Source organism: Streptomyces sp. NPDC038135 (genome assembly GCF_055601245.1).
Genome location: NZ_JBVJXS010000015.1, coordinates 1 through 21,497, shown reverse-complemented (window position 1 = coordinate 21,497; position 21,497 = coordinate 1). Strand labels below are relative to the sequence as shown.

The window sequence follows — 21,497 nt, the reverse complement described above, 5'->3', positions numbered from 1 at the left end:
ACATCCCTCAGTCCAGCGCGTAGACCCGCCGCGCGTTGTCCGCGGCGACCATCCGGGCCACCCGCTGGGCGTCGTCCGGTGACCAGGCGTCCTCGGCGACCCAGGCGCCCAGCACCCGGCTCAGGGCCTCGCGGAACAGCAGGGCGCCGACGACGTGCAGCTCGGGCAGGCCGTGGCCGCCGCTGGAGAAGAGGATCTTGCCGAAGGGCGCCAGTTCGAGGATCTCGGCGAGGACCGTGACCGCCCGGGCGCCGGTGCGCACGAGGGCCGCGCCGGAGTCGGCGTACACGTGCGGGAAGACTCCGGCGAGGTGGGCGGCGTGGCGGTGGTACGGGTAGCCGTGCAGCAGGATCAGGTCGGTGCCGAGCCCGGCGGTGGCGCGCACGAAGTCGGTGAGCAGCACCGGGTCGGTGCGGTCGATGCGGGAGCCGGGCTCGCCGAGCCCGGCGTGGAGCTGGAGGGGCCGGCCCGAGGCGACCGCGATCCACAGCAGGTGCCGCAGCAGCACCGGGTCCGTCAGCGCCCCGCCCACCCGGCGTCCGGCCAGCCAGCGGCCCGCCGCGCCCCGCACCTCGCCCGGGCCCGGCGGCTCGGGGGCGAGGGCCAGGCCGTGTCTGACGCCGGCGACGGAGGTGAAGGCGACCGCCTCGGCGGCGGCCCCGTGCACCGACTCGGCGAGGTTGGCGAGGAAGCACTCCACGGTGCCCGAGGTGTCCGCGACCTGCTCGGCGAGGAGTTCCAGGCGGACGATCTCGTGGGCCTCGGCGTCGCCCGCGGACGCCAGCTCCGCCGGGCCCGTGAGGTCGCCGGGCAGGCCCGTGTCGACCAGGTAGGTGGTGATCCCGCTGCCCCGCAGCAGCCGGCGGCCCGCCTCCAGGACGCCCAGTTCGCGGCGCCGGGCCAGGTACCGGGCGGGCGGGCAGTGGGGCTCCAGGCCGAGCAGGGGCGGGCACCAGCGGCGTACGGCGAAGCCGGTCTGGGTGTCGAAGAGGGTGGTGCCCGGCGCCGGCGGGCCCTCGGTGCGCGCGAGCCGGGCCTCGAAGGTGCCGAGGCCCAGCTCGGTGCGCAGCACGCCGTGGCAGTACTGGTCGACGAGGGACGGCGTTTCGATCATGCGGGCTCCCCGGGGAGGCGCTGCGCTTCTTGCAGGGCCTAACGGGTGAACCCGCGATCCGGTGCCGCCTCAGGGCCGTTCGAACTGGCGGCCCCAGGCGTCAGCCGTTGCTCGGGCCGCCGACCTGGATGCCCGCCATCCGGCTCCACTCGTAGCGTCCGGTGGTCACCTTGGCGGCGAACTCGCCGTCGAAGGACTCGTGGACGGTGATGCCGGCCTTCTCCACGGCCTGCTCGGCGACGGCGGTGCTGGGCGCCACCAGGTCGCCCCAGCCGCCGTCCGCGCCGACGAGCACGATGCGGGCGCCGCGCTCGCCGATGTGGGCCACCTGGCCCTCGGCGCCGCCGTGGGCCTTGGAGAAGGCGCCGATCTGCCGGGCCAGCTTCGCCGCCCGGCGCTCGTCCTTGGGGTCAACCTGCTGCGTGTCTGCCATGGACAGGATGCTACTCACGGGTAGATCGACTGGCGAGGGCAGGGCCGTGTGACCTGTGCCCGGTGCGGGTCAGCGCAGGAACGGGTCGACGGCGACCGCGACGAAGAGGATGGAGACATAGGTGATGGACCAGTGGAACAGCCGCATCTCCTTGAGCTTCACGCCCGTGACCTCGGCCTTCGCCCGGTTCTGCAGTCCGTGCGCCTCCCACAGCCAGAAGCCGCCGGCCGCGAGGGCGACCACGGTGTAGAACCAGCCGGTGTAGCCGAGGGGGGTGAGCAGCAGGGAGACGGCGACCATCACCCAGCTGTAGATGACGATCTGCCGGGCGACCACCTTGTTGGAGGCGATCACGGGGAGCATCGGCACGCCCACGCGCGCGTAGTCCTCCTTGACCTTCATGGACAGCGGCCAGTAGTGCGGCGGCGTCCAGAAGAACATGACGAGGAAGAGGACCACCGGCGCCCAGGACATCGAGTTCGTCACCGCGGACCAGCCGATCAGCACCGGCAGGCAGCCGGCGATGCCGCCCCAGACGATGTTCTGCGAGGTGCGCCGCTTGAGGATCATCGTGTAGACGACGACGTAGAAGAGAAGCGCCCCGAGTGACAGCCAGGCGGACAGCCAGTTGACGGTCAGCCCGAACAGCAGCGTCGAGACGACCGCCAGGGTGATGCCGAAGGCCAGGCACTCGCGCGGGCTGACCATGCCGGTCACCAGCGGCCGCTGCGAGGTGCGGTCCATCAGCGCGTCGATGTCCCGGTCGATGTACATGTTCAGCGCGTTTGCGCCGCCCGCGGAGAGGTACCCGCCCACACAGGTGAGGAGGACCAGCTTCAGGTCGGGCACGCCCTGCTGAGCCAGGAACATCACCGGAACGGTGGTGATGAGCAGCAGCTCGATGATCCGCGGCTTGGTCAGCGCCACGAACGCCTTGACACGGGCCCCGAACGGCCGGTGAACCGGGCTCCGGTTCGCATCAGGAACCGCACCCTCCCCCAGTGCCTGAAGGGCCTGGGAGGTGCCCCCAGGACGGGATTCGACGGCCGTCACGCACACCCCTGACAGAGACTCCCAGCGAGCCTCCCCTCTTTGAAGGCCGGGTAAGGGCTCGCGCGTACCACGCCACTTTAGACGTTGCCCAGACCCCGGCCTCAGCGGGGGTGGGGTCGTGTTGGCCGGCCGCGCGTCCGAGGTGCGGTGGGGCTCGATTGAGCAGTCGGATGAGCGGCTCCGTATTCATCTGCCAAATGCGCTGTCGGCCAGTCGGGAGGCGGATGTCCAAGAGTCCCGGCAGTCTGTAATGACTCGAAAAAACGCACGTCCTTACGGGGGTAGGCTCGTGACGGCCGGTGTGCAGGCAGTGCGCACCGGCGGCCGGGAGGGGGCACGCCCCCAGGGCCGGCGTCCGACATGTGGAGAGGAGCCCTGACCCAGGGTGAGCACCAAGCCGACCACCACAGACCTTGAGTGGACCGAGCTGGACCAGCGGGCCGTGGACACCGCCCGGGTCCTGGCCGCCGACGCCGTACAGAAGGTCGGCAACGGCCATCCCGGTACGGCGATGAGCCTGGCCCCGGCCGCATACACCCTCTTCCAGAAGGTGATGCGGCACGACCCGGCCGACCCGGAGTGGGTCGGCCGCGACCGCTTCGTGCTGTCCGCCGGCCACTCGTCCCTGACCCTCTACACACAGCTCTACCTGGCCGGCTTCGGCCTGGAGCTGGAGGACCTGGAGTCCTTCCGCACCTGGGGCTCGAAGACCCCGGGCCACCCCGAGTACGGACACACCAAGGGCGTGGAGACCACGACCGGCCCGCTGGGCCAGGGTGTGGCCAACGCGGTGGGCATGGCGATGGCCTCCCGCTACGAGCGCGGGCTGTTCGACCCCGAGGCCGCGCCGGGCGAGTCGCCCTTCGACCACTACATCTACTGCATCGCCGGTGACGGCTGCCTCCAGGAGGGCATCTCGGCCGAGGCGTCCTCGCTGGCCGGCCACCAGAAGCTCGGCAACCTCATCCTGCTGTGGGACGACAACCACATCTCGATCGAGGGCGACACCGAGACCGCCGTCTCCGAGGACACCGTCAAGCGCTACGAGGCCTACGGCTGGCACGTGCAGCGGGTCGCCCCGAAGCCGGACGGCGATCTCGACCCGCACGCGCTCTACGACGCCGTCGAGGCCGCGAAGCAGGTCACCGACCGGCCGTCCTTCATCGCGATGCGCTCGATCATCGCCTGGCCGGCCCCGAACGCGCAGAACACCGAGGCCGCCCACGGCTCGGCGCTCGGCGACGACGAGGTCGCGGCGACCAAGCGCGTCCTCGGCTTCGACCCGGAGCGCAGCTTCGAGGTCGCCGACGAGGTCCTCGCCCACACCCGCAGGGCGCTGGAGCGCGGGGCGCAGGCGAAGGCCGAGTGGGAGAAGTCGCTGCAGGTGTGGCGGGACGGCAACGCCGAGCGCGCCGCCGACTTCGACCGCATCGCCAAGGGCGAGCTGCCGGCCGGCTGGGAGCAGAAGCTCCCGGTCTTCGAGCCGGGCAAGGGCATCGCGACGCGTGCCGCCTCCGGCAAGGTGCTGCAGGCCCTCGGCGCGGTGATCCCCGAGCTGTGGGGCGGTTCCGCCGACCTCGCCGGGTCGAACAACACCACCATCGACAAGGACAGCTCCTTCCTGCCGGCGGGCAACCCGCTGCCGGAGGCGAACCCGTACGGCCGCACGATCCACTTCGGCATCCGCGAGCACTCCATGGCCGCGGAGATGAACGGCATCACCCTGCACGGCAACACCCGCGTCTACGGCGGCACCTTCCTGGTGTTCTCCGACTACATGCGCAACGCGGTGCGGCTGTCGGCCCTGATGCACCTGCCGGTGACCTACGTGTGGACGCACGACTCCATCGGCCTAGGCGAGGACGGCCCGACCCACCAGCCGGTCGAGCACATCGCCTCGCTGCGCGCGATCCCGGGCCTGAACGTCGTCCGCCCGGCGGACGCCAACGAGACCGCGATCGCCTGGCGCGAGATCCTCAAGCGCTACACCAAGGAGTTCGGCAAGGGGCAGCCGCACGGCCTGGTGCTCACCCGGCAGGGCGTGCCGATCTACGAGCCCAACGACGAGGCCGCGCGCGGCGGTTACGTCCTGATGGAGGCCGACGGCGGCGAGCCGCAGGTCGTCCTGATCGCCACCGGCTCCGAGGTGCACGTGGCCGTGGAGGCGCGTGAGGAGCTGCAGGCCGAGGGCGTGCCCACCCGGGTCGTGTCCATGCCGTCCGTGGAGTGGTTCGAGGAGCAGGACCAGGGGTACCGGGACTCCGTGCTGCCGCCGTCCGTGAAGGCCCGTGTCGCCGTGGAGGCCGGCATCGGCCTGACCTGGCACAAGTACGTCGGGGACGCCGGCCGCATCGTTTCGCTGGAGCACTTCGGTGCTTCCGCCGACGGCAAGGTGCTCTTCCGCGAGTTCGGCTTCACCGCCGAGAACGTGGCCGCCAAGGCCCGGGAATCCCTGGCCGCCGCCCAGCGCTGACGCTCATATACGACACGTAGGAGATGTAATTCCATGACAGACGCACTGAAGCGCCTCTCCGAAGAGGGCGTGGCGATCTGGCTGGACGACCTGTCGCGCAAGCGGATCACGTCCGGCAACCTCGCCGAGCTGATCGACCAGCAGCACGTCGTGGGCGTCACCACCAACCCGACGATCTTCCAGAAGGCGATCTCGCAGGGTGACGGCTACGACCAGCAGCTGTCGGACCTCGCCGCCCGCAAGGTCACCGTCGAAGAGGCCATCCGCATGATCACCACGGCGGACGTCCGCGACGCCGCCGACATCCTGCACCCGGTCTTCGAGGCCACGAACGGCCAGGACGGCCGGGTCTCCATCGAGGTCGACCCGCGCCTGGCGCACAACACCAAGGCGACCGCCGCCGAGGCCAAGCAGCTCGCCTGGCTGGTGGACCGCCCCAACACGCTGATCAAGATCCCGGCCACCGAGGCGGGCCTGCCGGCGATCGCCGAGACGATCGGCAACGGCATCAGCGTGAACGTCACGCTGATCTTCTCGCTGGAGCGCTACCGCAAGGTCATGGACGCCTACCTCTCCGGCCTGGAGAAGGCCAAGGAGCGCGGCCTGGACCTGTCGAAGATCCACTCCGTGGCGTCGTTCTTCGTGTCCCGTGTGGACACCGAGATCGACAAGCGTCTGGACGCCCTCGGCACCGACGAGGCCAAGGCGCTGCGCGGCAAGGCCGCCGTCGCCAACGCCCGGCTCGCCTACCAGGCGTACGAGGAGGTGTTCGGCTCGGAGCGCTGGAGCGCGCTGGAGAACGCCGGCGCCAACCGGCAGCGTCCGCTGTGGGCGTCGACCGGCGTGAAGGACCCGGCGTACCAGGACACCATGTACGTCACCGAGCTGGTCGCGCCGAACACGGTCAACACCATGCCGGAGGCCACGCTGGAGGCCGTCGAGGACCACGGCGAGATCCGCGGCGACACCGTCGCCGGCACCTACGAGCAGGCGCGTGCCGACCTGGACGCGCTGGAGCGGCTCGGGATCGCCTACGACGACGTCGTGCGGCTGCTGGAGGACGAGGGCGTCGACAAGTTCGAGGCGTCCTGGAACGACCTGCTGAAGTCGACCCAGGCGGAGCTCGAGCGCCTCGCCCCCTCGGAGGGCTGAGTTGTCACGCCTCACCGGTTCCGGAGCGAACCCGCTCCGTGATCCCGCCGACCGACGGCTCCCGCGCATCGCGGGGCCGTCGGGCCTGGTGATCTTCGGCGTCACGGGCGACCTGTCCCGCAAGAAGCTGATGCCCGCGGTGTACGACCTCGCCAACCGGGGTCTGCTGCCGCCGGGCTTCTCGCTGGTGGGCTTCGCCCGGCGCGAGTGGGCGCACGAGGACTTCGCGGCCGAGGTCCACGACGCCGTCAAGGAGCACGCCCGGACCCCGTTCCGCGAGGAGGTCTGGCAGCAGCTCATCCAGGGGATGCGGTTCGTCCAGGGCACCTTCGACGACGACGACGCCTTCGAGCGGCTGCGCGGCACCATCGAGGAGCTGGACAAGGCCCAGGGCACGGGCGGCAACTTCGCCTTCTACCTGTCGGTGCCGCCGCGCTCCTTCCCGGTGGTCATCCAGCAGCTCAAGAAGCACGGTCTGACCGACCAGTCCTCGGGTTCCTGGCGGCGCGCGGTCATCGAGAAGCCGTTCGGACACGACCTGAAGTCGGCCGAGGAGCTGAACAAGGTCGTGCACGAGGTGTTCGAGCCGGACCAGGTGTTCCGGATCGACCACTACCTCGGCAAGGAGACCGTCCAGAACATCCTGGCGCTGCGCTTCGCCAACACGATGTTCGAGCCGATCTGGAACCGGTCCTTCGTGGACCACGTGCAGATCACGATGGCCGAGGACATCGGCGTCGGCGGCCGCGCCGGCTACTACGACGGCATCGGCGCCGCCCGTGACGTCATCCAGAACCACCTGCTGCAGCTCATGGCCCTCACGGCCATGGAGGAGCCCGCCTCCTTCGACGCGGACGCGCTGGCGGCGGAGAAGACCAAGGTGCTCGGCGCCGTCCGGCTGCCGAAGGACCTGGGCCGCAGCACCGTGCGCGGGCAGTACGCGGCGGGCTGGCAGGGCGGCGAGAAGGTCATCGGGTACCTCGAAGAGGACGGCATCGACGGCAAGTCGAAGACCGACACCTTCGCCGCGATCAAGCTGGGGATAGACAACCGCCGCTGGGCGGGCGTCCCCTTCTACCTGCGCACCGGCAAGCGCCTCGGCCGCCGGGTCACCGAGATCGCGGTGGTCTTCCAGCGGGCCCCTCACTCCCCCTTCGACCACACGGCGACGGAGGAGCTCGGCTCGAACGCGGTCGTCATCCGCGTGCAGCCGGACGAGGGCATCACGGTGCGCTTCGGCTCCAAGGTGCCGGGCACCTCGATGGAGATCCGGGACGTGTCCATGGACTTCGCCTACGGCGAGTCGTTCACGGAGTCCAGCCCGGAGGCGTACGAGCGGCTCATCCTGGACGTGCTGCTCGGCGACGCCAACCTGTTCCCGCGCACGGAGGAGGTCGAGCTGTCCTGGAAGATCCTCGACCCGATCGAGGAGTACTGGGACCGGCACGGCAGGCCCGCGCAGTACAAGTCGGGCACCTGGGGGCCCGTCGAGGCGGACGAGATGCTCGCACGAGACGGACGGAGCTGGCGCCGGCCATGAAGATAGACCTGACCGGCACCACCGCCGGCGCGATCAACAAGGCGCTCGTCCGGGGCCGCCGGGCCATCGGCACCCCCGCCGTCGGCATGGTGCTGACCCTGGTCATCGTCACCGACGAGGAGAACGCCTACGACGCCCTGAAGGCCGCCAACGACGCCTCGCGCGAGCACCCCTCGCGCACCCTGGTGGTCATCAAGCGGGTCTCGCGCTCCCCGCGCGACCGCACGTCCTCGCGACTCGACGCCGAGGTGCGGGTGGGCGCCGAGGCGGGCACCGGCGAGACGGTCGTCCTGCGGCTGTACGGCGAGGTGTCCGAGCAGGCCGACTCGGTGGTGCTGCCGCTGCTGCTGCCCGACGCCCCGGTGGTCGTCTGGTGGCCGGTGAACGCGCCGCTGGACCCGGCGGGCGACCCGCTGGGCGCGCTGGCCCAGCGCCGGGTGACCGACACCTATGCCGCCGAGCACCCGGTGCGGGAGCTGTCCGCCCGTGCGGAGACCTACGCGCCCGGCGACACCGACCTGTCCTGGACCCGGATCACGCCGTGGCGCTCGATGCTCGCGGCGGCCCTGGACCAGGTGGTGTGCGAGGTGAAGGCCGTCGAGGTGGAGGGCGAGGAGTTCAACCCGAGCTGCGAGCTGCTGGCGATGTGGCTCGCGGACCGGCTGGACGTCCCCGTCCGGCGCTCGCCGTCCGCGGGTCCGGGCCTCACGGCCGTGCGGATGGAGACCAGCGAGGGCCCCATCACGCTGGACCGGGCGGACGGCTCGCTGGCGACCCTGTCCATCGAGGGCCAGCCGGCCCGCGCGGTGGCGCTGAAGCGGCGGGACACCGCGGAGCTGATCGCGGAGGAACTGCGGCGGCTCGACCCGGACGACACCTACGCCTCGGCGCTTGCCTACGGCGTGGAGCGGCTGAACACCGTGCCTGGGCCGGCGGCGGAGCCTGCGGCGGCCGAGCCGGAGGCCGAACCGGCGAAGGAGGCCGCGAAGGCGCCCGCGAAGAAGGCGGCCGCGAGGAAGGCCCCGGCGAAGAAGGCGACGTCCAAGTGAGCACTCCGCAGCTGGTCGTGCACCACGACAAGGAACTGATGGCGCAGGCCGCCGCGGCCCGCCTGATCACCCGGATCGTGGACGCGCAGGCCTCCCGGGGCAGCGCGTCCGTGGTCCTGACCGGCGGCCGCAACGGCAACGGCCTGCTGGCCGCGCTGGCGGCGGCGCCGGCCCGGGACGCCATCGACTGGGGCCGCCTCGACCTGTGGTGGGGCGACGAACGCTATCTGCCCGAGGGCGATCCGGAGCGCAATGTCACGCAGGCCCGCGAGGCCCTGCTGGACGCGGTTCCGCTGGACCCGGAGCGCGTGCACGCCATGCCCGCGTCCGACGGTCCGCACGGTACGGACGTGGAGGCGGCGGCGGAGGCCTACGCGGCGGAACTGGCCAAGGCGGCCGGGCCGGAGAACCACGGCCCGGTGCCGTCCTTCGACGTGCTGATGCTGGGCGTCGGACCGGACACCCACGTGGCCTCGCTCTTCCCTGAATTGCCCGCGGTCCGCGAGACGGAGCGCACGGTGGTGGGCGTGCACGGCGCGCCCAAGCCGCCGCCGACCCGGGTCTCGCTGACCCTGCCCGCGATCCGCTCGGCCCGCGAGGTCTGGCTGCTCGCGGCCGGTGAGGACAAGGCCCAGGCGGTGGCCATCGCCCTGTCGGGCGCGGGCGAGGTGCAGGCTCCCGCGGCGGGCGCCCGCGGACGTTCGCGGACGCTGTGGCTGCTGGACGCCGCGGCGGCCTCGCAGTTGCCGCGCTCGCTGTATCCGCCGGCGTCACCGTGAGGCTCACCCTCCCGTGACACATGACGGACGGGGGCGGCAGGGAGGATCAACTCCCCGCCGCCCCCTTCGCGTTGCCGCGGACCGACTCCCCCTCAGCCGGATTCTTCACACTTCCATCATCATACGTACATGTAACCCTCATCTTTTGTGTAAGCTCCTGGCGCATCACTCGCACGATTGAGGGGGGACCTCATGCGTATACGTTTCGCGCTGGCCGCTGCCGTCTCGGCCGGAGCGCTCGCCGTCACCGTCGCGGCCCCGGCCCAGGCCGCCGAGTACTCCTCCGCCCTGAAGATCAAGGGCGTTCAGTACGACGCCCCGGGGCGGGACTCCAACAGCTGCACCTCGGGCAACACCAAGAGCGAGTACGTGACGATCAAGAACTACTCGCGCACCGCGACCGTCAACCTCAAGGGTTACGTGGTCAGGGACAGCACCAGCAGCAACAAGTTCGTCTTCTCCAGGAACCACTACCTCGAGCCCGGCGACTACGTGAAGCTGCGCGGCGGCCACGGCACCGACTCGGACGCCAGGAACGTCGTCTACCGCCAGAACTGCAACTTCATCTGGAACAACGACAAGGACACCATCCGCCTGTACAAGTCCTCCGGCGCCCACGCGGACACCCACGCCTACACCAAGTCCGCCAACGACCGCGACGGCAACGGCTACATCACCTTCCACGGCTGACGCCGGGGCGGATCCGCACACGACGGAGGCGGCCGGGTCGCCGGCCGCCTCCGTCGTCCCCGTCAGGTGGGGTCACTTGACCGAGCCCGCCATCACGCCCTGGACGAAGTGCCGCTGGAAGGCGAAGAAGACGATCACGGGGACTATCAGGGACAGGAAGGCGCCCGGGGCCAGGACGTCGATGTTGCTGCCGAACTGGCGGATCTGGGACTGGAGCTGGACGGTCAGGGGCTGGGAGGAGCTGTCGGCGAAGAGGAGCGCCACCAGCATGTCGTTCCAGACCCACAGGAACTGGAAGATGGCGAGCGAGGCGATGGCGGGGCGCCCCACCGGCAGGATCAGGCGGGTGAAGATGCGCCATTCGCTGCCGCCGTCCATCCGTGCCGCCTCCAGCATCTCCTTCGGCATCTCCGCGAAGTAGTTGCGCAGGAGGAACACGGCGAAGGGCAGGCCGTAGGCGACGTGGAAGAGGACGACGCCGGGGATCGTGCCGAACAGGCCGAGCTGACCGAAGAGTTTGGCCACCGGCAGCAGTCCGATCTGCACCGGCACCACCAGCAGGGCCACCACCAGCAGGAACAGCGGCTCCCGCAGGGGGAAGTCCAGCCAGGCGAAGGCGTATCCGGCGAGGGCCGCGATGACGACGACCAGGACGGTCGTCGGCACCGATATCAGCACCGTGTTCCAGAAGGCCTGGGTGATGCCGGCGTTCTTCAGCAGGGCCGCGTAGTTGTCGAAGGACAGCTGCCCCGGACTGGCCAGCGCCGTCCACCAGCCGCCCTTCGCCGTGTCCCGGGCCGAGCGCAGGGAGGACAGGAACAGTCCGGCGAGCGGGGTCACCCAGACCAGGCCGATCACCACGAGGAACGCCTGGACCAGGCCGTTGCCCAGGCCGCGCCTGACCGCGTTCATCGCTGACTCCTTCGGAAGCGGCGGACGTTGAAGACCATCGCGGGGATCACCAGCAGGAGCAGCAGCACACCGAGGGCGCTGCCCAGCCCCTGGTTGTTGCCGCCGCCGAACGACACGAGCCACATCTGGGTCGCGAGCACGGTGGCGTCCTCCTGCACCGGTCCCGGCGCGATGATGTAGACGAGGTCGAACACCTTCATCACGTTGATCACGAGGGTGACGAAGACGACCGTCAGCACGGGGGCGAGCAGCGGCACGGTGATGCGGCGGAAGATCTGCCACTCGTTCGCGCCGTCCATCCGTGCCGCCTCCAGCGCGTCCCGGGGCAGGCTGGACAGACCCGCGCCGATCAGCACCATCGCGAAGCCCGTCCAGATCCACAGGTAGGCGCCGATGATCGCCGGGGTGACCAGCGTCGGGCCGAGCCAGGAGACGCCCTGGTAGGGCGGCGCGAAGTTGGACGCGGGCAGCTTCACCGTGTACGAGCCCTCGGGGAGTCCGGTGAAGCGGAACGAGCCGTCGGAGGAGGACGTGGTGCTCGCGACCGTCCTGCCGTCGCGCAGCGCCTCGACCTTCATGCCGGGCAGGCCGCTCTCCTCCGGGTCGACCCGGCCCTGCTTCCCTCCCCCGCCGGGCGTGAAGTCCAGGTAGACGACGCCGCGCAGTTCACCGGCGGCGGCGCCGCGCCGCGCCGCCGGCCGGGCGGGCGCGGCGTCGCGCGGCAGGTCCCCGGGCAGCACGCCGACCATGGGCAGCGTGACCGAGTCGCCCGGGGAGGCGGCCGCGTGGCTGAGGTAGGCCCCGTCGCGGCCCCGGTCCAGCAGGCCGTCGCGGCCCCGCGCCGTCGGATACGACGAGGTGCCCTTGAAGGCGTCGTGCACGGAGACCACGGCGGCGTCGAGGACGCCCTTGTCCGGGTCCTCGTCGTAGGCGAGCCGGAAGATGATGCCGGCGGCGAGGAAGGAGACCGCCATCGGCATGAACAGCAGCAGCTTGAACGCCGTGGCCCAGCGCACCTTCTCCACCAGGACGGCCAGGATCAGACCGAGGCCGGTCAGCAGGGCGGGGGCGACGACCACCCAGATGGTGGTGTTGCGGATGGCCTTCAGGGTCGCCGGGTCGTGGAACATCTCGGTGTAGTTGCCGCCGCCGACGAACCGGGTGCCGGACGCGTCGAAGAAGCTGCGGCCGACGGAGAACAGCACCGGGTAGACGACGAGCGCGCCGAGCAGGAGCAGGGCGGGGAAGACGAAGAGCAGGGCGACGGTCCGGGCCCGCCGCCGGCCGCGGCGCCTGCGAGCCGCGCCGGCGGCGCGCGGGGCCGCCTCCTTGGACACGAGTGCGGTGGCGGTCATCGGCCCGTCAGTCCTGGTAGGCCTTGGCCGCGGCGGCCTCGAGCTTCGCCGCGGTCCCCTTCGGGTCGGACGGGTCGCGCAGGAAGTCCTGCAGGAGCTTCCACTCGCCGGTGCCCTTGGTGCCGCCGAAGGCGGCCGGCGCCTGGTCGGACATGTCGAAGCGGACGGAGTCGCCGGCGCCGACGAGGGACTTGGCGGTGGCGCGGGTGACGTCGTCGCCGTAGGAGGCGAGGTCGAGCTTCTTGTTCGGGGACAGGAAGCCGCCCGCCTTCGCCCACACGGCCGCAGCCTCGGGGGTCGCGAGGTACTCCAGGAGCTTCATGCCGGCCTTGGCGTTCTTGCCGTCCTTGAGGACGACGGCCGCGTCGCCGCCGCTGACCACCGGCGCCTTGCCGCCGCCGACCGCCGGGAACGGGAAGAAGTCGGCGTCCTTGCCGATGGTCCGCTGGAACTGGTCGTGGGCGACGCCGGCGACGAAGTCTCCCTCGTAGACCAGGCCGGCCTGCGGCTTGGGCCCGAACACCTTCTCCACCGAGCCCGGGAAGTCGGTGTTGAGGGCGCCCTTCTGGCCGCCCGCGACGAGCTGCTTGTCCTTGAACAGCTTGCCGAGGGTGCCGAGCGCCTGGACGACGGAGGCGTCGGTCCACTTCAGCTTGTGCGCGGCGAGGGCGTCGTACTTCCCGGGCCCGGCCTGGGAGAGGTAGATGTTCTCGAACCAGTCGGTGAGGGTCCAGCCGTCCTGGCCGGCGACGGCGAAGGCGGCGAGCCCGGAGTCGGAGACGGTGTGCCCGGCCTTGAGCATCTCGTCGTACGTCTTCGGCGGCTTCACCCCGGCCTGGGCGAGGGCTTCGGGGCTGTACCAGACGGTCGACTTGTGGGCGGCCTTGAAGTAGAGGCCGTAGAGGGTGCCGTCGACGCTGCCGTACTTCTTCCACACGGGCGCGTAGCCGGCGTCCACGGACTTGCCCGTGGCGGCGGACAGCGGCTTCAGCCAGCCCTTCTTCGCGAACTGCTGGAGCACGCCGACCTGCGGGACCATCACCACGTCGGGCGCGTTGCCGCCCTCGATCTTGCTGCCGACGACCGTGGAGACGTTGTCGCCGGTGGAGACGAACTGGGTCTTGGCGCCGGTCTTCGCGGTGAAGGCGTCCAGCACCTTCTGGAAGTTCTTCTGTTCGCTGCCGGACCAGACGCCGGCCACGGTGACCGTCTGGCCGCTGAGCGCCTTGTCGCCGCCGCCGGCCGAGACGGGGCCGCCGCCGCAGGCGGTCGCGCCGAGCGCCAGGGCGAGGGCGGTGCAGCCGGTGAGCAGGGTGGTACGTCGTCGCATCATCGTTGATGTCCCTTCGGGAGGGTGGGAGTTGACGTGGAGCGGGGGAGGTCAGAGGTCGGTGAGCCACCAGGCGGCCGTCGAGCCGGGCAGCACCCCGGCCGGGCAGGGCCCGCTGGACAGCAGGGGTGTGCCGGCGGCCGGTGCGGGCGTGGGCGCGGTGGTGAAGTTGACGGCGCAGACCAGGCCGTCGCCGCGGACGAACCCGAGGACGCCCGGCGGGGTGTCCAGCCAGCGCAGCGTGCCCTCGCCCAACTGGGGCAGTGAGGAACGCAGTTGCAGGCCGTCGCGGTACAGGTGCCAGAAGGAGCGGGTGTCGGCGAGGGCGCGGTCGGTGGCGTACTCGGCGAAGTACTCCGGCTGCGGCAGCCAGGGCTTGGCGCTCTCCGCGCCGGAGGTGAAGCCGAACGGGGAGGCCTGCCCGGACCACGGCAGGGGCACCCGGCAGCCGTCGCGGATGCGGGCCCGGCTTCCGGTGCGGCGGAAGATCGGGTCCGTGAGCACGTCGTCGGGCAGGTCGACGACCTCGGGCAGGCCCAGTTCCTCGCCCTGGTAGATGTACGCGGCTCCGGGCAGCGCCAGCATCAGCAGCGCGGCGGCCCGGGCGCGGGCGGGGCCGAGGCCGCTGCCGCCGGTGGCGGGTTCGCCGTAGCGGGTGACGGTGCGCACCTGGTCGTGGTTGTTGAGGACCCAGGTGACGGTCGAGCCGGTGCCGGCGATGTCCTGCATGGCCTCGGAGACGACCTTGCGGAAGGCGTCGGCGTCCCAGGGGGCGCCGAGCAGGTCGAAGAAGAACGCCTGGTGGAGTTCGTCGGGGCGGACGTACTCGGCGTGTTCGCGGGCGGTGGGCACGGAGACCTCGCCGACCAGCAGGCGCTCGCGGCCGTCGCGGGCGGTGTACTCCTCGCAGGTGGCCCGCCACTGCCGCCACACGTCGTGCACCTCGGGCTGGTTCCAGGCCAGCGGGTTGACCGAGTCGCGGGTGCGGGCGTCGGCCTCCGGGTCGTCCGAGTCGGGCAGTGCGGGGTGCTTGAACAGTCCGGCGGCGACGTCGATGCGGAAGCCGTCCACGCCGCGGTCGAGCCAGAAGCGCAGGGTCCGGTCGAACTCGGCGGGCGTCTGCGGGTTCCGCCAGTTCCAGTCGGGCTGTTCGGGCGTGAACATGTGCAGGTACCACTGGCCGGGCCGGCCGTCCGCCTCGGTGACCCGGGTCCAGGCCGGGCCGCCGAACATGGCGTGCCAGTTGTTGGGCGGTTCGCCGCCGTCGGGGCCGCGCCCGTCGGCGAAGTGGAAGCGGGCGCGGGCCGGGCTGCCGGGCGGCGAGGCGAGCGCCTCGCGGAACCACGGGTGCTCGCTGGAGCAGTGGTTGGGGACGATGTCCAGCAAGACCCTGATCCCGAGCCGCCGGGCGGCCGCCATCAGCTGGTCGAACTCGGCGAGGTCGCCGAAGAGCGGGTCGACGTCGCGGTAGTCGGCGACGTCGTAGCCGTGGTCGTGCTGGGGCGAGGGGTAGAACGGGCTGAGCCAGATCCCGTCGACGCCGAGCTTCTTCAGGTACGGCAGTCCGGCGCGCACGCCGGCCAGATCGCCGACGCCGTCGCCGGTGCTGTCGAGGAAGCTGCGGACGTAGACCTGGTAGATCACCGCGTCACGCCACCAATGATGCCTGTTCAACCCTGAGGCCTGTCTCTGTGAAGGGCAGCAGTTATGCATGCATGTTAGGTAGGCGTGTCGCGAGGGTGTCAATGAAAAGAACGAACGCTTCTGGAGAGTTGGGTATGCAAAAACGGACCTACTCGGGCATTCTGAGCAGAGTTGAGATGTCGGCGTTACCTAACAAGTAACTAGGAGACGGCTATCGGCCGGCGACGGCGTCGAGTTCCCGCGCCAGCCGGCGCACTGCAGCCGAGGGCGTCTGCCGCCCGGTCAGCGCGTCGTGCACGACGGCCTGGACGACCAGGCTGACCTGGTCGTAGTGCGGGCTCGTGGGGCGCGGCTCGGCCGACAGGACGGCGGCGCGCAGGGTCGGCAGATAGGGGAACCGCGCGGTCAGGGCCGGATCGTCGTAGAGGGCGGCGCGCACGGGAGGCAGCGCGCCCCGCGTCAGCACCTGGCGCTGGACGCGCTCGCTCGTGAGGTAGGCGATCAGGCGCGCGGCCGAATCAGGGTGCCGCGCGTGGGTGTTGACGGCCAGGTTGGATCCGCCGAGGACGCTCTTGCCCGGCCCGTCGGGTCCGGGCAGCGGCACGGCGCCGACCCGGCCGGCGACCTTGGAGCCCCGGGCCGAGGCGGCCGCGTAGGCGTAGGGCCAGTTGCGCAGGAAGAGCAGCCGGCCGTCCCGGAAGGCCTCCTTGGACTCCTCCTCCTTGTACGTCAGCGCCGCCTTGGGGATCCAGCCCTCGCGCAGACCGCGGGCGAGGAAGCCGATGCCCTCACGGGCGGCGTCGGAGTCCACGGTGACGCGGGCGCCCTCGTCGCCGAGGATGGTGCCGCCCGCCGAGTAGACCGCCTCGGCCGCGTTGACCGTGAGGCCCTCGTAGGGCAGGAACTGGCCCGCGTAGCCGTCCAGACCGTACCTGGGCGCGACGGTCTTGGCGTCGCGCTCCAGCTCGGCCCAGGTGCGCGGCGGCGGCACCCCGGCCTTGGCGAGGACGTCCTTGCGGTACAGCAGCAGCCCGGCGTTGGTGACGTACGGGACGGCGTACAGCCGCCCGTCGTACCTGGCGGTTCGCACCACCGGCTTCAGGAAGGCGCCCAGCGGGAAGCGGTCGCCGGGCAGCGGGCGGATCCAGCCGGCCGCCGCGAACTCGGCGGTCCAGTTGACGTCGATGTTGAGGACGTCGAACCGGCCCCGGTCGCCGCCGCGCAGGTCCGTGGTCATCTGCGCGTACGTCTCGTCGGCGGAGTCCGGGAGTTCGACGAGGGTCACCTTCTCGCCGGGGTGGGTGCGGTTCCAGCCCCGCAGCAGCGGGCCGAGGTAACCGGTCAGGTCGCCGGCGGTGGCCAGGGTGAGCGGCCCGCGCCCGCCGGTTCCGGCTTCGCCGGCGCGGGCGCCGGAGGCCACGTACCCGGACAGGACCACGGCGAGAACCAGGAGCCCCCTACCGGCGGCGCGCATCCACCGCATAGGTTCCTCCCTGAACACGTACACCCGGCTCCGGGCACCCTCGCCCGGAGTCAGAGGCCATGTATACCTGTTAGGTATGGGCGATACTAGGGCCTGGCGTCAATCTCACGTCGTCCGCCCGTAGGGCGGGCCCGGCGGCGTCTGGTGCGTGCGATCGCAAGGCGCCGGAGCGTCCTCGTGGCGGAGCCACGCGGACGGTTCGGCAACGCGGCGACCGTGCGTGCCAGACGCCGCCGGGCAGACGTGAGATTGATGCCAGGCCCTGTGGGCCTGGAGCACATTCGCGGACTAGGAGGAGAGCACGAGTGCGCCTGCCCCTCCTGGCACTGCTCGCGCGCGGTCCCGCCCACGGGTACGAGCTGAAGCAGGGCCTTGAGCAACTGCTGGGCTCCGCGTACCCTCAGCCGAACGTCGGCCAGATCTACGTGACCCTCGGCCGCCTCGAGAAGTCGGGACTGATCGAGGGCGAGGACGTCGAGCAGTCGAGCCGGCCCAACAAGAAGGTCTACCACCTCACCGACGCCGGGCGGGAGGCGCTGCACGCCTGGTTCGAGGAGACCGAGGACGAGCCGCGGGTACGGGACGAGTTCTTCATGAAGCTCGCGCTGGCCCCGCAGACCGGTCTCGCCGACCAGGTCGCACTCATCAACAGGCAGCGGCGCCAGTACCTCAACACCATGCGCGATCTGTCGAAACTGGCCGCGGCCGAGAGCCGGGACAACCGAATCGCCCAGCTGCTCATCGAGGGCGCGATGCTGCATCTGCAGGCCGACCTCGACTGGCTGGAGCGGTGCCAGGAGGAACTGGAGGGACTGGAGTGAACGACGGCTCCGTTCCGCTGCTGCGCGCCGAGGGGCTGGTGAAGACCCACCACGGCGAGGGCGCGCCCGCGCACGCCGTGCGCGGGGTCGGCCTGAGCGTGGCGCGCGGCGAGTTCGTGGCGATCACCGGGCCGTCCGGGGCCGGCAAGTCCACGCTGCTGCACCTGCTCGGCGGGCTGCAGCGGCCGGACGAGGGCAGCATCTGGCTCGACGGCCGGTGCACGGACTCCTTCAGCGAGGCGCGCTGGGCGGTGGAGCGCCGCAAGGCCATCGGGATCGTCTTCCAGTTCTTCAACCTGGTGTCGAATCTGTCGGTCGCGGACAACGTCGAGCTGCCCGCCCTGCTCGCCGGCGTGCCCCCGAAGCGGGCCCGGGCCGAGCGCGTGGAACTCCTCGCCGAGCTGGGTCTCGCGGGCAAGGAGCGCAGCATGCCCGGCGAGCTCTCCGGCGGTGAGCAGCAGCGCGTCGCGCTCGCCCGCGCCCTGGTCAACCATCCGCCGCTGCTGCTGGCCGACGAGCCCGCGGGCAGTCTGGACAGCAAGGGCACCCGCGAGGTGATGCGGCTGCTGTCCCGCTTCCACGGACGCGGGCAGAGCATCGTCCTGGTGACCCACGACGCCCGGCTGGCCAGCGCCGCCGACCGCGTGATCAGCTTCTTCGACGGCCGGATAGCCGACGACGCCGTCCTGGACGGGCCGCCGTCCCGGAAGCCGGGCACGGCGGGCGTGCTGGAGCTGAGGGACTGATGACGCACGGAACGACCGCCCACGGACCCGCGGCGCACGTACCGACCGCCCAGGGACCGACGGTGCACGAACCGACCGCCCGGGAACCGGTCGCCCGGCGGCGCACGGCGCACCGGCCGACGGCGTACCGGCGGCTCACCGCGCGCCGGCCGTACGGCCACCGGACCGGGGACTGAGCCGTGCGAGCCACCCTGCGCTGGGCCCACTCCGATCTGCGCACGCACCGCGGCGAGGCGCTGTTCATCACGCTCGCCACCGCCGGCATCGTCGCCTCCCTGCTGCTGGCCGCGGCCCTGTTCGGCTACGCCACCAACCCCTGGCAGCGCACCTTCACCCAGGCCCACGGGGCCCATGTGTGGATCCACACCGCCGCCTCGGCCGACGCCCGCGCGCTCGCCCGGCTGGACGGTGTGGAGTCCGTCGCCGGCCCCTACCCCACCGAGTCCGCCACCGTCGCCGGCCGCGGCACCCGGGCCGCCGTGGAGCTGCGCGGCACCCCGCGGCCGCCCTCCGTCGGCCGCCCGGTGCTCACCGCGGGCCACTGGCTGGACCCTGGACGGCCGGACGGCGTGGTCCTGGAGAGCCGGCTGGCCCGGGCGCTGCTGGCCGAGCCCGGCGACACCCTCACGCTGCCCGGCACCGCCCGGACGCTCACCGTGGCGGGCATAGCGGACAGCGCCGAGCCCGGATACAGCCCGGGTTCCCAGCCCGGCCTGGTCTGGGCCCTGCCGTCCGCCGTGCGCGCCCCCGCAGGCCAGGTGACCGGGCTGCGCCTCGGCGACCCGGCCGACACGGACTACGCGGTGCAGCGCGCCGTCACCGTGCTGGGCGCGGGCGCGGTCGGCGAGGTGTCCACCTGGCAGCAGGCGCGGGCCGCGGCGCAGGGCGAGAACCGGCTGCTGGGCCAGGTGCTCGGCCTGTTCGGGCTGGGCGCCCTGGTGGCCGCGGGACTCGCCGTGCACGGCGCGATCGGCACCCGCATACGGGGCCATCTGCGGGACATCTCGGTGCTGAAGGCGATCGGCTTCACGCCCGGGCAGGTGGTGCGGGTCTTCCTGCTGCAGCACCTGGCGTACGCGGCGCTCGGCGCGGTGGCCGCGGCGGCGCTCACCGAGGGGTGCGGCAGGCGGGTCCCGGGGCGGCTCGGCGACGCGGTGGGCGTGTGGCAGACACTGCCCGGGCACACCGTCGCCCTGTCCGCCGTGCCCGTGGGCGCGATGCTGTTCATCGGCCTGACGACGGGGCTCGCGGCGTGGCGGGCGGGCCGGGTGCCGCCGGTGCCGGTGCCGCGCCCGTCCGCCCCGGCGGGCGGCCGGCTGACCGGCCTGGCGCGCGGCGCCCTGGGGCTGCGGCTGCCCGCGGCGCTCGTGCTCGGCTGCCACAAGGCGTTCGCGGGCCGCGGCCGGTCGCTGGCCGGTGTGGCCCGGCTGACGCTGCCGCTGACGCTGATCGTGGTGGCGCTCAGCGCCTGGACCACCATCGACCGGTTCCACAGCAGCCCGGAGCGGGTGGGCCTGCCGGCCGCGCTGGCGGTCCGTTCGGACGGCTCCCTGGGCGACGCGGACGTCCGCGCGGTGCTGGCGGCCGACCGCCGGGTGGCCGCCGCCTACCCGGGGGTCGAGGTGGCCGCGCTGGTGCCCGGCCAGACCGGGACGATCGCCCTGCGCGGCCTCGGCACCCACGACCGGCCCTATCCGTACGCGCTCGCCGAGGGCCGGGCCGCGCGCGGACCGGACGAGGCGGTGGCCGGGCAGGGCCTGCTCGACCTGCTGCACGTACGGGTCGGCGACTGGGTGCGGATGACGGTGGGCGAACGGCCGCAGATCCTGCACATCGTGGGCCGCAGCCTCGAACCGCAGAACGCCGGCCGGGTGGTGACGACCTCCGTGGACACCCTGCGCGAGAACGACCCCGCCCTGTCCCCCGCGTTCTACCAGCTCCGGCTGCGCCCCGGCGCCGATCCGCAGTGGGTCGCGGCCGCCCTCGCCGCTGCCGGGCACGGCCACCTGGACGTGGCGGCCGTGCCGAACCCGGCCGACGGCCTGTCGCCGCTGCGCGCGGTCGTCGCCGGACTGGTCGCGGTGCTCGCCCTCATCGGTCTGGTCGAGCTGCTCACCGCGATCGGCGGCGGCGTCCGGGAGGGCGAGCGGGACGTGCTGGCCCTGCGGGCGATCGGCATGTCACCGCGGCAGATCGGTGCGATCACCGTCACGGCGACGACCTGTACGGCGCTGGCGGCCGCGGTCGCCGGAACGGCGCTGGGGCTGCCGCTGGCGCACCGGCTGATCGACGCCCAGGGCGACTCCAGCGGCATCGGCGCCGGAATCGCCCAGTCGCCCCCGCCCGGTCTGCTGCTCGCGCTGGCGGCGGGCGCCGTGCTGGGGGCCGCCGCCCTGACCGCGCTGCCCGCCGCCCGGGCGGCACGGCGGCGGCAGGCGGACACGCTGAGCGCGGTGGCCTGAGCGCCGGAGCCGGTCCGCCGGGCCGAAGGCGCCCGCCTCCGGCCCGGCGCACGCCGCGGTCAGCTACGGCCGCGCAGCTCCCGGTACTTGGCGACCAGCGCCTGGGTGGAGGCGTCCAGGCCGGGCACGTCCGCGCCCTCGGTCAGGGCCGGTTCGACCCGCTTGGCGAGGACCTTGCCCAGCTCCACGCCCCACTGGTCGAAGGAGTCGATGTTCCACACCGCGCCCTGCACGAACACCTTGTGCTCGTAGAGGGCGACGAGCTGGCCGAGCACGGACGGGGTCAGCTCGCGGGCGAGGATGGTGGTCGTCGGCCGGTTGCCCGGGAAGGTCTTGTGCGGGACGAGTTCCTCCGGCACACCTTCCGCGCGGACCTCGTCGGCGGTCTTGCCGAAGGCGAGCGCCTGGGTCTGGGCGAAGAAGTTCGCCATCAGCAGGTCGTGCTGGGCTTCCAGTTCACC

18 protein-coding genes and 1 pseudogene are annotated in these 21,497 nt (G+C 72.1%); 10 read left to right on the top strand and 9 right to left on the bottom strand.

Translation table 11 applies throughout. The annotated features are described in order from the left end of the window. Positions 1-7: 7 nt before the first annotated feature. From ACZ7JA_RS34395 to ACZ7JA_RS34385, 3 genes are all read right to left on the bottom strand, one after another. Positions 8-1,114: an amidohydrolase family protein gene (locus ACZ7JA_RS34395; protein ID WP_389304367.1), complete on the bottom strand. Its 1,107-nt coding sequence runs from the start codon at positions 1,112-1,114 to the stop codon at positions 8-10. Positions 1,115-1,214: 100 nt separating this feature from the next. Continuing rightward, the gene (locus tag ACZ7JA_RS34390) at positions 1,215-1,547 is read right to left on the bottom strand and encodes a hypothetical protein (RefSeq protein ID WP_351669279.1); all 333 of its coding nucleotides are present in this window, start codon (positions 1,545-1,547) and stop codon (positions 1,215-1,217) included. A gap of 69 nt (positions 1,548-1,616) precedes the next feature. Next, complete coding sequence (locus tag ACZ7JA_RS34385; protein ID WP_389452840.1) at positions 1,617-2,606, bottom strand: heme o synthase; 990 nt, start codon at positions 2,604-2,606, stop codon at positions 1,617-1,619. Between the two features lie 379 nt (positions 2,607-2,985). On the opposite strand from ACZ7JA_RS34385, the gene tkt reads away from it, so the two are divergent. The 6 genes from tkt (at position 2,986) to ACZ7JA_RS34355 (ending at position 10,283) form a co-directional block, all read left to right on the top strand. Further along, positions 2,986-5,073 (top strand): transketolase, encoded by a 2,088-nt coding sequence (gene tkt / locus ACZ7JA_RS34380; protein WP_351669280.1) that lies wholly within the window; start codon positions 2,986-2,988, stop codon positions 5,071-5,073. Positions 5,074-5,106: 33 nt separating this feature from the next. Further along, positions 5,107-6,225, top strand: a complete 1,119-nt coding sequence (gene tal / locus ACZ7JA_RS34375; RefSeq protein ID WP_351669281.1) for a transaldolase — start codon at positions 5,107-5,109, stop codon at positions 6,223-6,225. A gap of 1 nt (position 6,226) precedes the next feature. After that, positions 6,227-7,765, top strand: a complete 1,539-nt coding sequence (gene zwf, locus ACZ7JA_RS34370; RefSeq protein WP_351669282.1) for a glucose-6-phosphate dehydrogenase — start codon at positions 6,227-6,229, stop codon at positions 7,763-7,765. Next, positions 7,762-8,814 (top strand): glucose-6-phosphate dehydrogenase assembly protein OpcA, encoded by a 1,053-nt coding sequence (gene opcA / locus ACZ7JA_RS34365; RefSeq protein WP_470812312.1) that lies wholly within the window; start codon positions 7,762-7,764, stop codon positions 8,812-8,814. The genes zwf and opcA overlap by 4 nt, the downstream gene beginning before the upstream one ends. Beyond that, complete coding sequence (gene pgl / locus ACZ7JA_RS34360; RefSeq protein WP_351669284.1) at positions 8,811-9,593, top strand: 6-phosphogluconolactonase; 783 nt, start codon at positions 8,811-8,813, stop codon at positions 9,591-9,593. The genes opcA and pgl overlap by 4 nt, the downstream gene beginning before the upstream one ends. Positions 9,594-9,785: 192 nt before the next feature. After that, positions 9,786-10,283, top strand: a complete 498-nt coding sequence (locus ACZ7JA_RS34355) for a lamin tail domain-containing protein (RefSeq protein WP_351669285.1) — start codon at positions 9,786-9,788, stop codon at positions 10,281-10,283. A 72-nt stretch (positions 10,284-10,355) separates the two neighbouring features. Here the strand turns inward: ACZ7JA_RS34355 and ACZ7JA_RS34350 are convergent, their stop codons facing one another. The 5 genes from ACZ7JA_RS34350 to ACZ7JA_RS34330 form a co-directional block, all read right to left on the bottom strand. Continuing rightward, positions 10,356-11,195: a carbohydrate ABC transporter permease gene (locus ACZ7JA_RS34350; RefSeq protein ID WP_351669286.1), complete on the bottom strand. Its 840-nt coding sequence runs from the start codon at positions 11,193-11,195 to the stop codon at positions 10,356-10,358. After that, a complete protein-coding gene (locus ACZ7JA_RS34345; RefSeq protein WP_393428732.1) occupies positions 11,192-12,550 on the bottom strand; it encodes an ABC transporter permease in 1,359 nt (452 codons plus the stop codon). The genes ACZ7JA_RS34350 and ACZ7JA_RS34345 overlap by 4 nt, the downstream gene beginning before the upstream one ends. 7 nt (positions 12,551-12,557) lie before the next feature. Continuing rightward, entirely contained in the window at positions 12,558-13,883 is a 1,326-nt protein-coding gene (locus ACZ7JA_RS34340; protein WP_351669288.1) for an ABC transporter substrate-binding protein, read from the bottom strand. Between the two features lie 48 nt (positions 13,884-13,931). Beyond that, entirely contained in the window at positions 13,932-15,593 is a 1,662-nt protein-coding gene (locus ACZ7JA_RS34335; RefSeq protein WP_389452824.1) for a glycoside hydrolase family 13 protein, read from the bottom strand. A gap of 142 nt (positions 15,594-15,735) precedes the next feature. Then, positions 15,736-17,007: an ABC transporter substrate-binding protein gene (locus ACZ7JA_RS34330; protein WP_470812308.1), complete on the bottom strand. Its 1,272-nt coding sequence runs from the start codon at positions 17,005-17,007 to the stop codon at positions 15,736-15,738. A 305-nt stretch (positions 17,008-17,312) separates the two neighbouring features. On the opposite strand from ACZ7JA_RS34330, the gene ACZ7JA_RS34325 reads away from it, so the two are divergent. Genes ACZ7JA_RS34325 through ACZ7JA_RS34310 form a run of 4 tightly spaced genes read left to right on the top strand, consistent with a single transcriptional unit; the run spans position 17,313 to position 21,036 of the window. Continuing rightward, the gene (locus ACZ7JA_RS34325) at positions 17,313-17,828 is read left to right on the top strand and encodes a PadR family transcriptional regulator (RefSeq protein WP_351669293.1); all 516 of its coding nucleotides are present in this window, start codon (positions 17,313-17,315) and stop codon (positions 17,826-17,828) included. Continuing rightward, positions 17,786-18,574 carry an ABC transporter ATP-binding protein gene (locus ACZ7JA_RS34320; RefSeq protein WP_393430195.1) on the top strand — a complete coding sequence of 263 codons (789 nt, stop codon included), beginning with the start codon at positions 17,786-17,788 and terminating at the stop codon, positions 18,572-18,574. The genes ACZ7JA_RS34325 and ACZ7JA_RS34320 overlap by 43 nt, the downstream gene beginning before the upstream one ends. Further along, on the top strand, positions 18,574-18,750 hold the full coding sequence (locus tag ACZ7JA_RS34315) for a hypothetical protein (RefSeq protein WP_470812306.1): 177 nt from the start codon (positions 18,574-18,576) through the stop codon (positions 18,748-18,750). Before ACZ7JA_RS34320 ends, ACZ7JA_RS34315 begins: the two co-directional genes overlap by 1 nt. Before the next feature lie 3 nt (positions 18,751-18,753). After that, complete coding sequence (locus tag ACZ7JA_RS34310; protein ID WP_470812304.1) at positions 18,754-21,036, top strand: FtsX-like permease family protein; 2,283 nt, start codon at positions 18,754-18,756, stop codon at positions 21,034-21,036. 59 nt (positions 21,037-21,095) lie between these two features. Here ACZ7JA_RS34310 and ACZ7JA_RS34305 read toward each other — a convergent pair. After that, positions 21,096-21,497, bottom strand: a pseudogene (locus ACZ7JA_RS34305) (glucose-6-phosphate isomerase); the annotation flags it as partial.

Bases quoted from the DNA above. Each gene is read 5' to 3' on its own strand.
- ACZ7JA_RS34395 (WP_389304367.1), bottom strand. From the start codon at position 1,114: ATGATCGAAACGCCGTCCCTCGTCGACCAGTACTGCCACGGCGTGCTG.
- ACZ7JA_RS34390 (WP_351669279.1), bottom strand. From the start codon at position 1,547: ATGGCAGACACGCAGCAGGTTGACCCCAAGGACGAGCGCCGGGCGGCG.
- tal (WP_351669281.1), top strand. From the start codon at position 5,107: ATGACAGACGCACTGAAGCGCCTCTCCGAAGAGGGCGTGGCGATCTGG.
- opcA (WP_470812312.1), top strand. From the start codon at position 7,762: ATGAAGATAGACCTGACCGGCACCACCGCCGGCGCGATCAACAAGGCG.
- ACZ7JA_RS34355 (WP_351669285.1), top strand. From the start codon at position 9,786: ATGCGTATACGTTTCGCGCTGGCCGCTGCCGTCTCGGCCGGAGCGCTC.
- ACZ7JA_RS34350 (WP_351669286.1), bottom strand. From the start codon at position 11,195: ATGAACGCGGTCAGGCGCGGCCTGGGCAACGGCCTGGTCCAGGCGTTC.
- ACZ7JA_RS34345 (WP_393428732.1), bottom strand. From the start codon at position 12,550: ATGACCGCCACCGCACTCGTGTCCAAGGAGGCGGCCCCGCGCGCCGCC.
- ACZ7JA_RS34340 (WP_351669288.1), bottom strand. From the start codon at position 13,883: ATGATGCGACGACGTACCACCCTGCTCACCGGCTGCACCGCCCTCGCC.
- ACZ7JA_RS34335 (WP_389452824.1), bottom strand. From the start codon at position 15,593: ATGCATAACTGCTGCCCTTCACAGAGACAGGCCTCAGGGTTGAACAGG.
- ACZ7JA_RS34330 (WP_470812308.1), bottom strand. From the start codon at position 17,007: ATGCGGTGGATGCGCGCCGCCGGTAGGGGGCTCCTGGTTCTCGCCGTG.
- ACZ7JA_RS34315 (WP_470812306.1), top strand. From the start codon at position 18,574: ATGACGCACGGAACGACCGCCCACGGACCCGCGGCGCACGTACCGACC.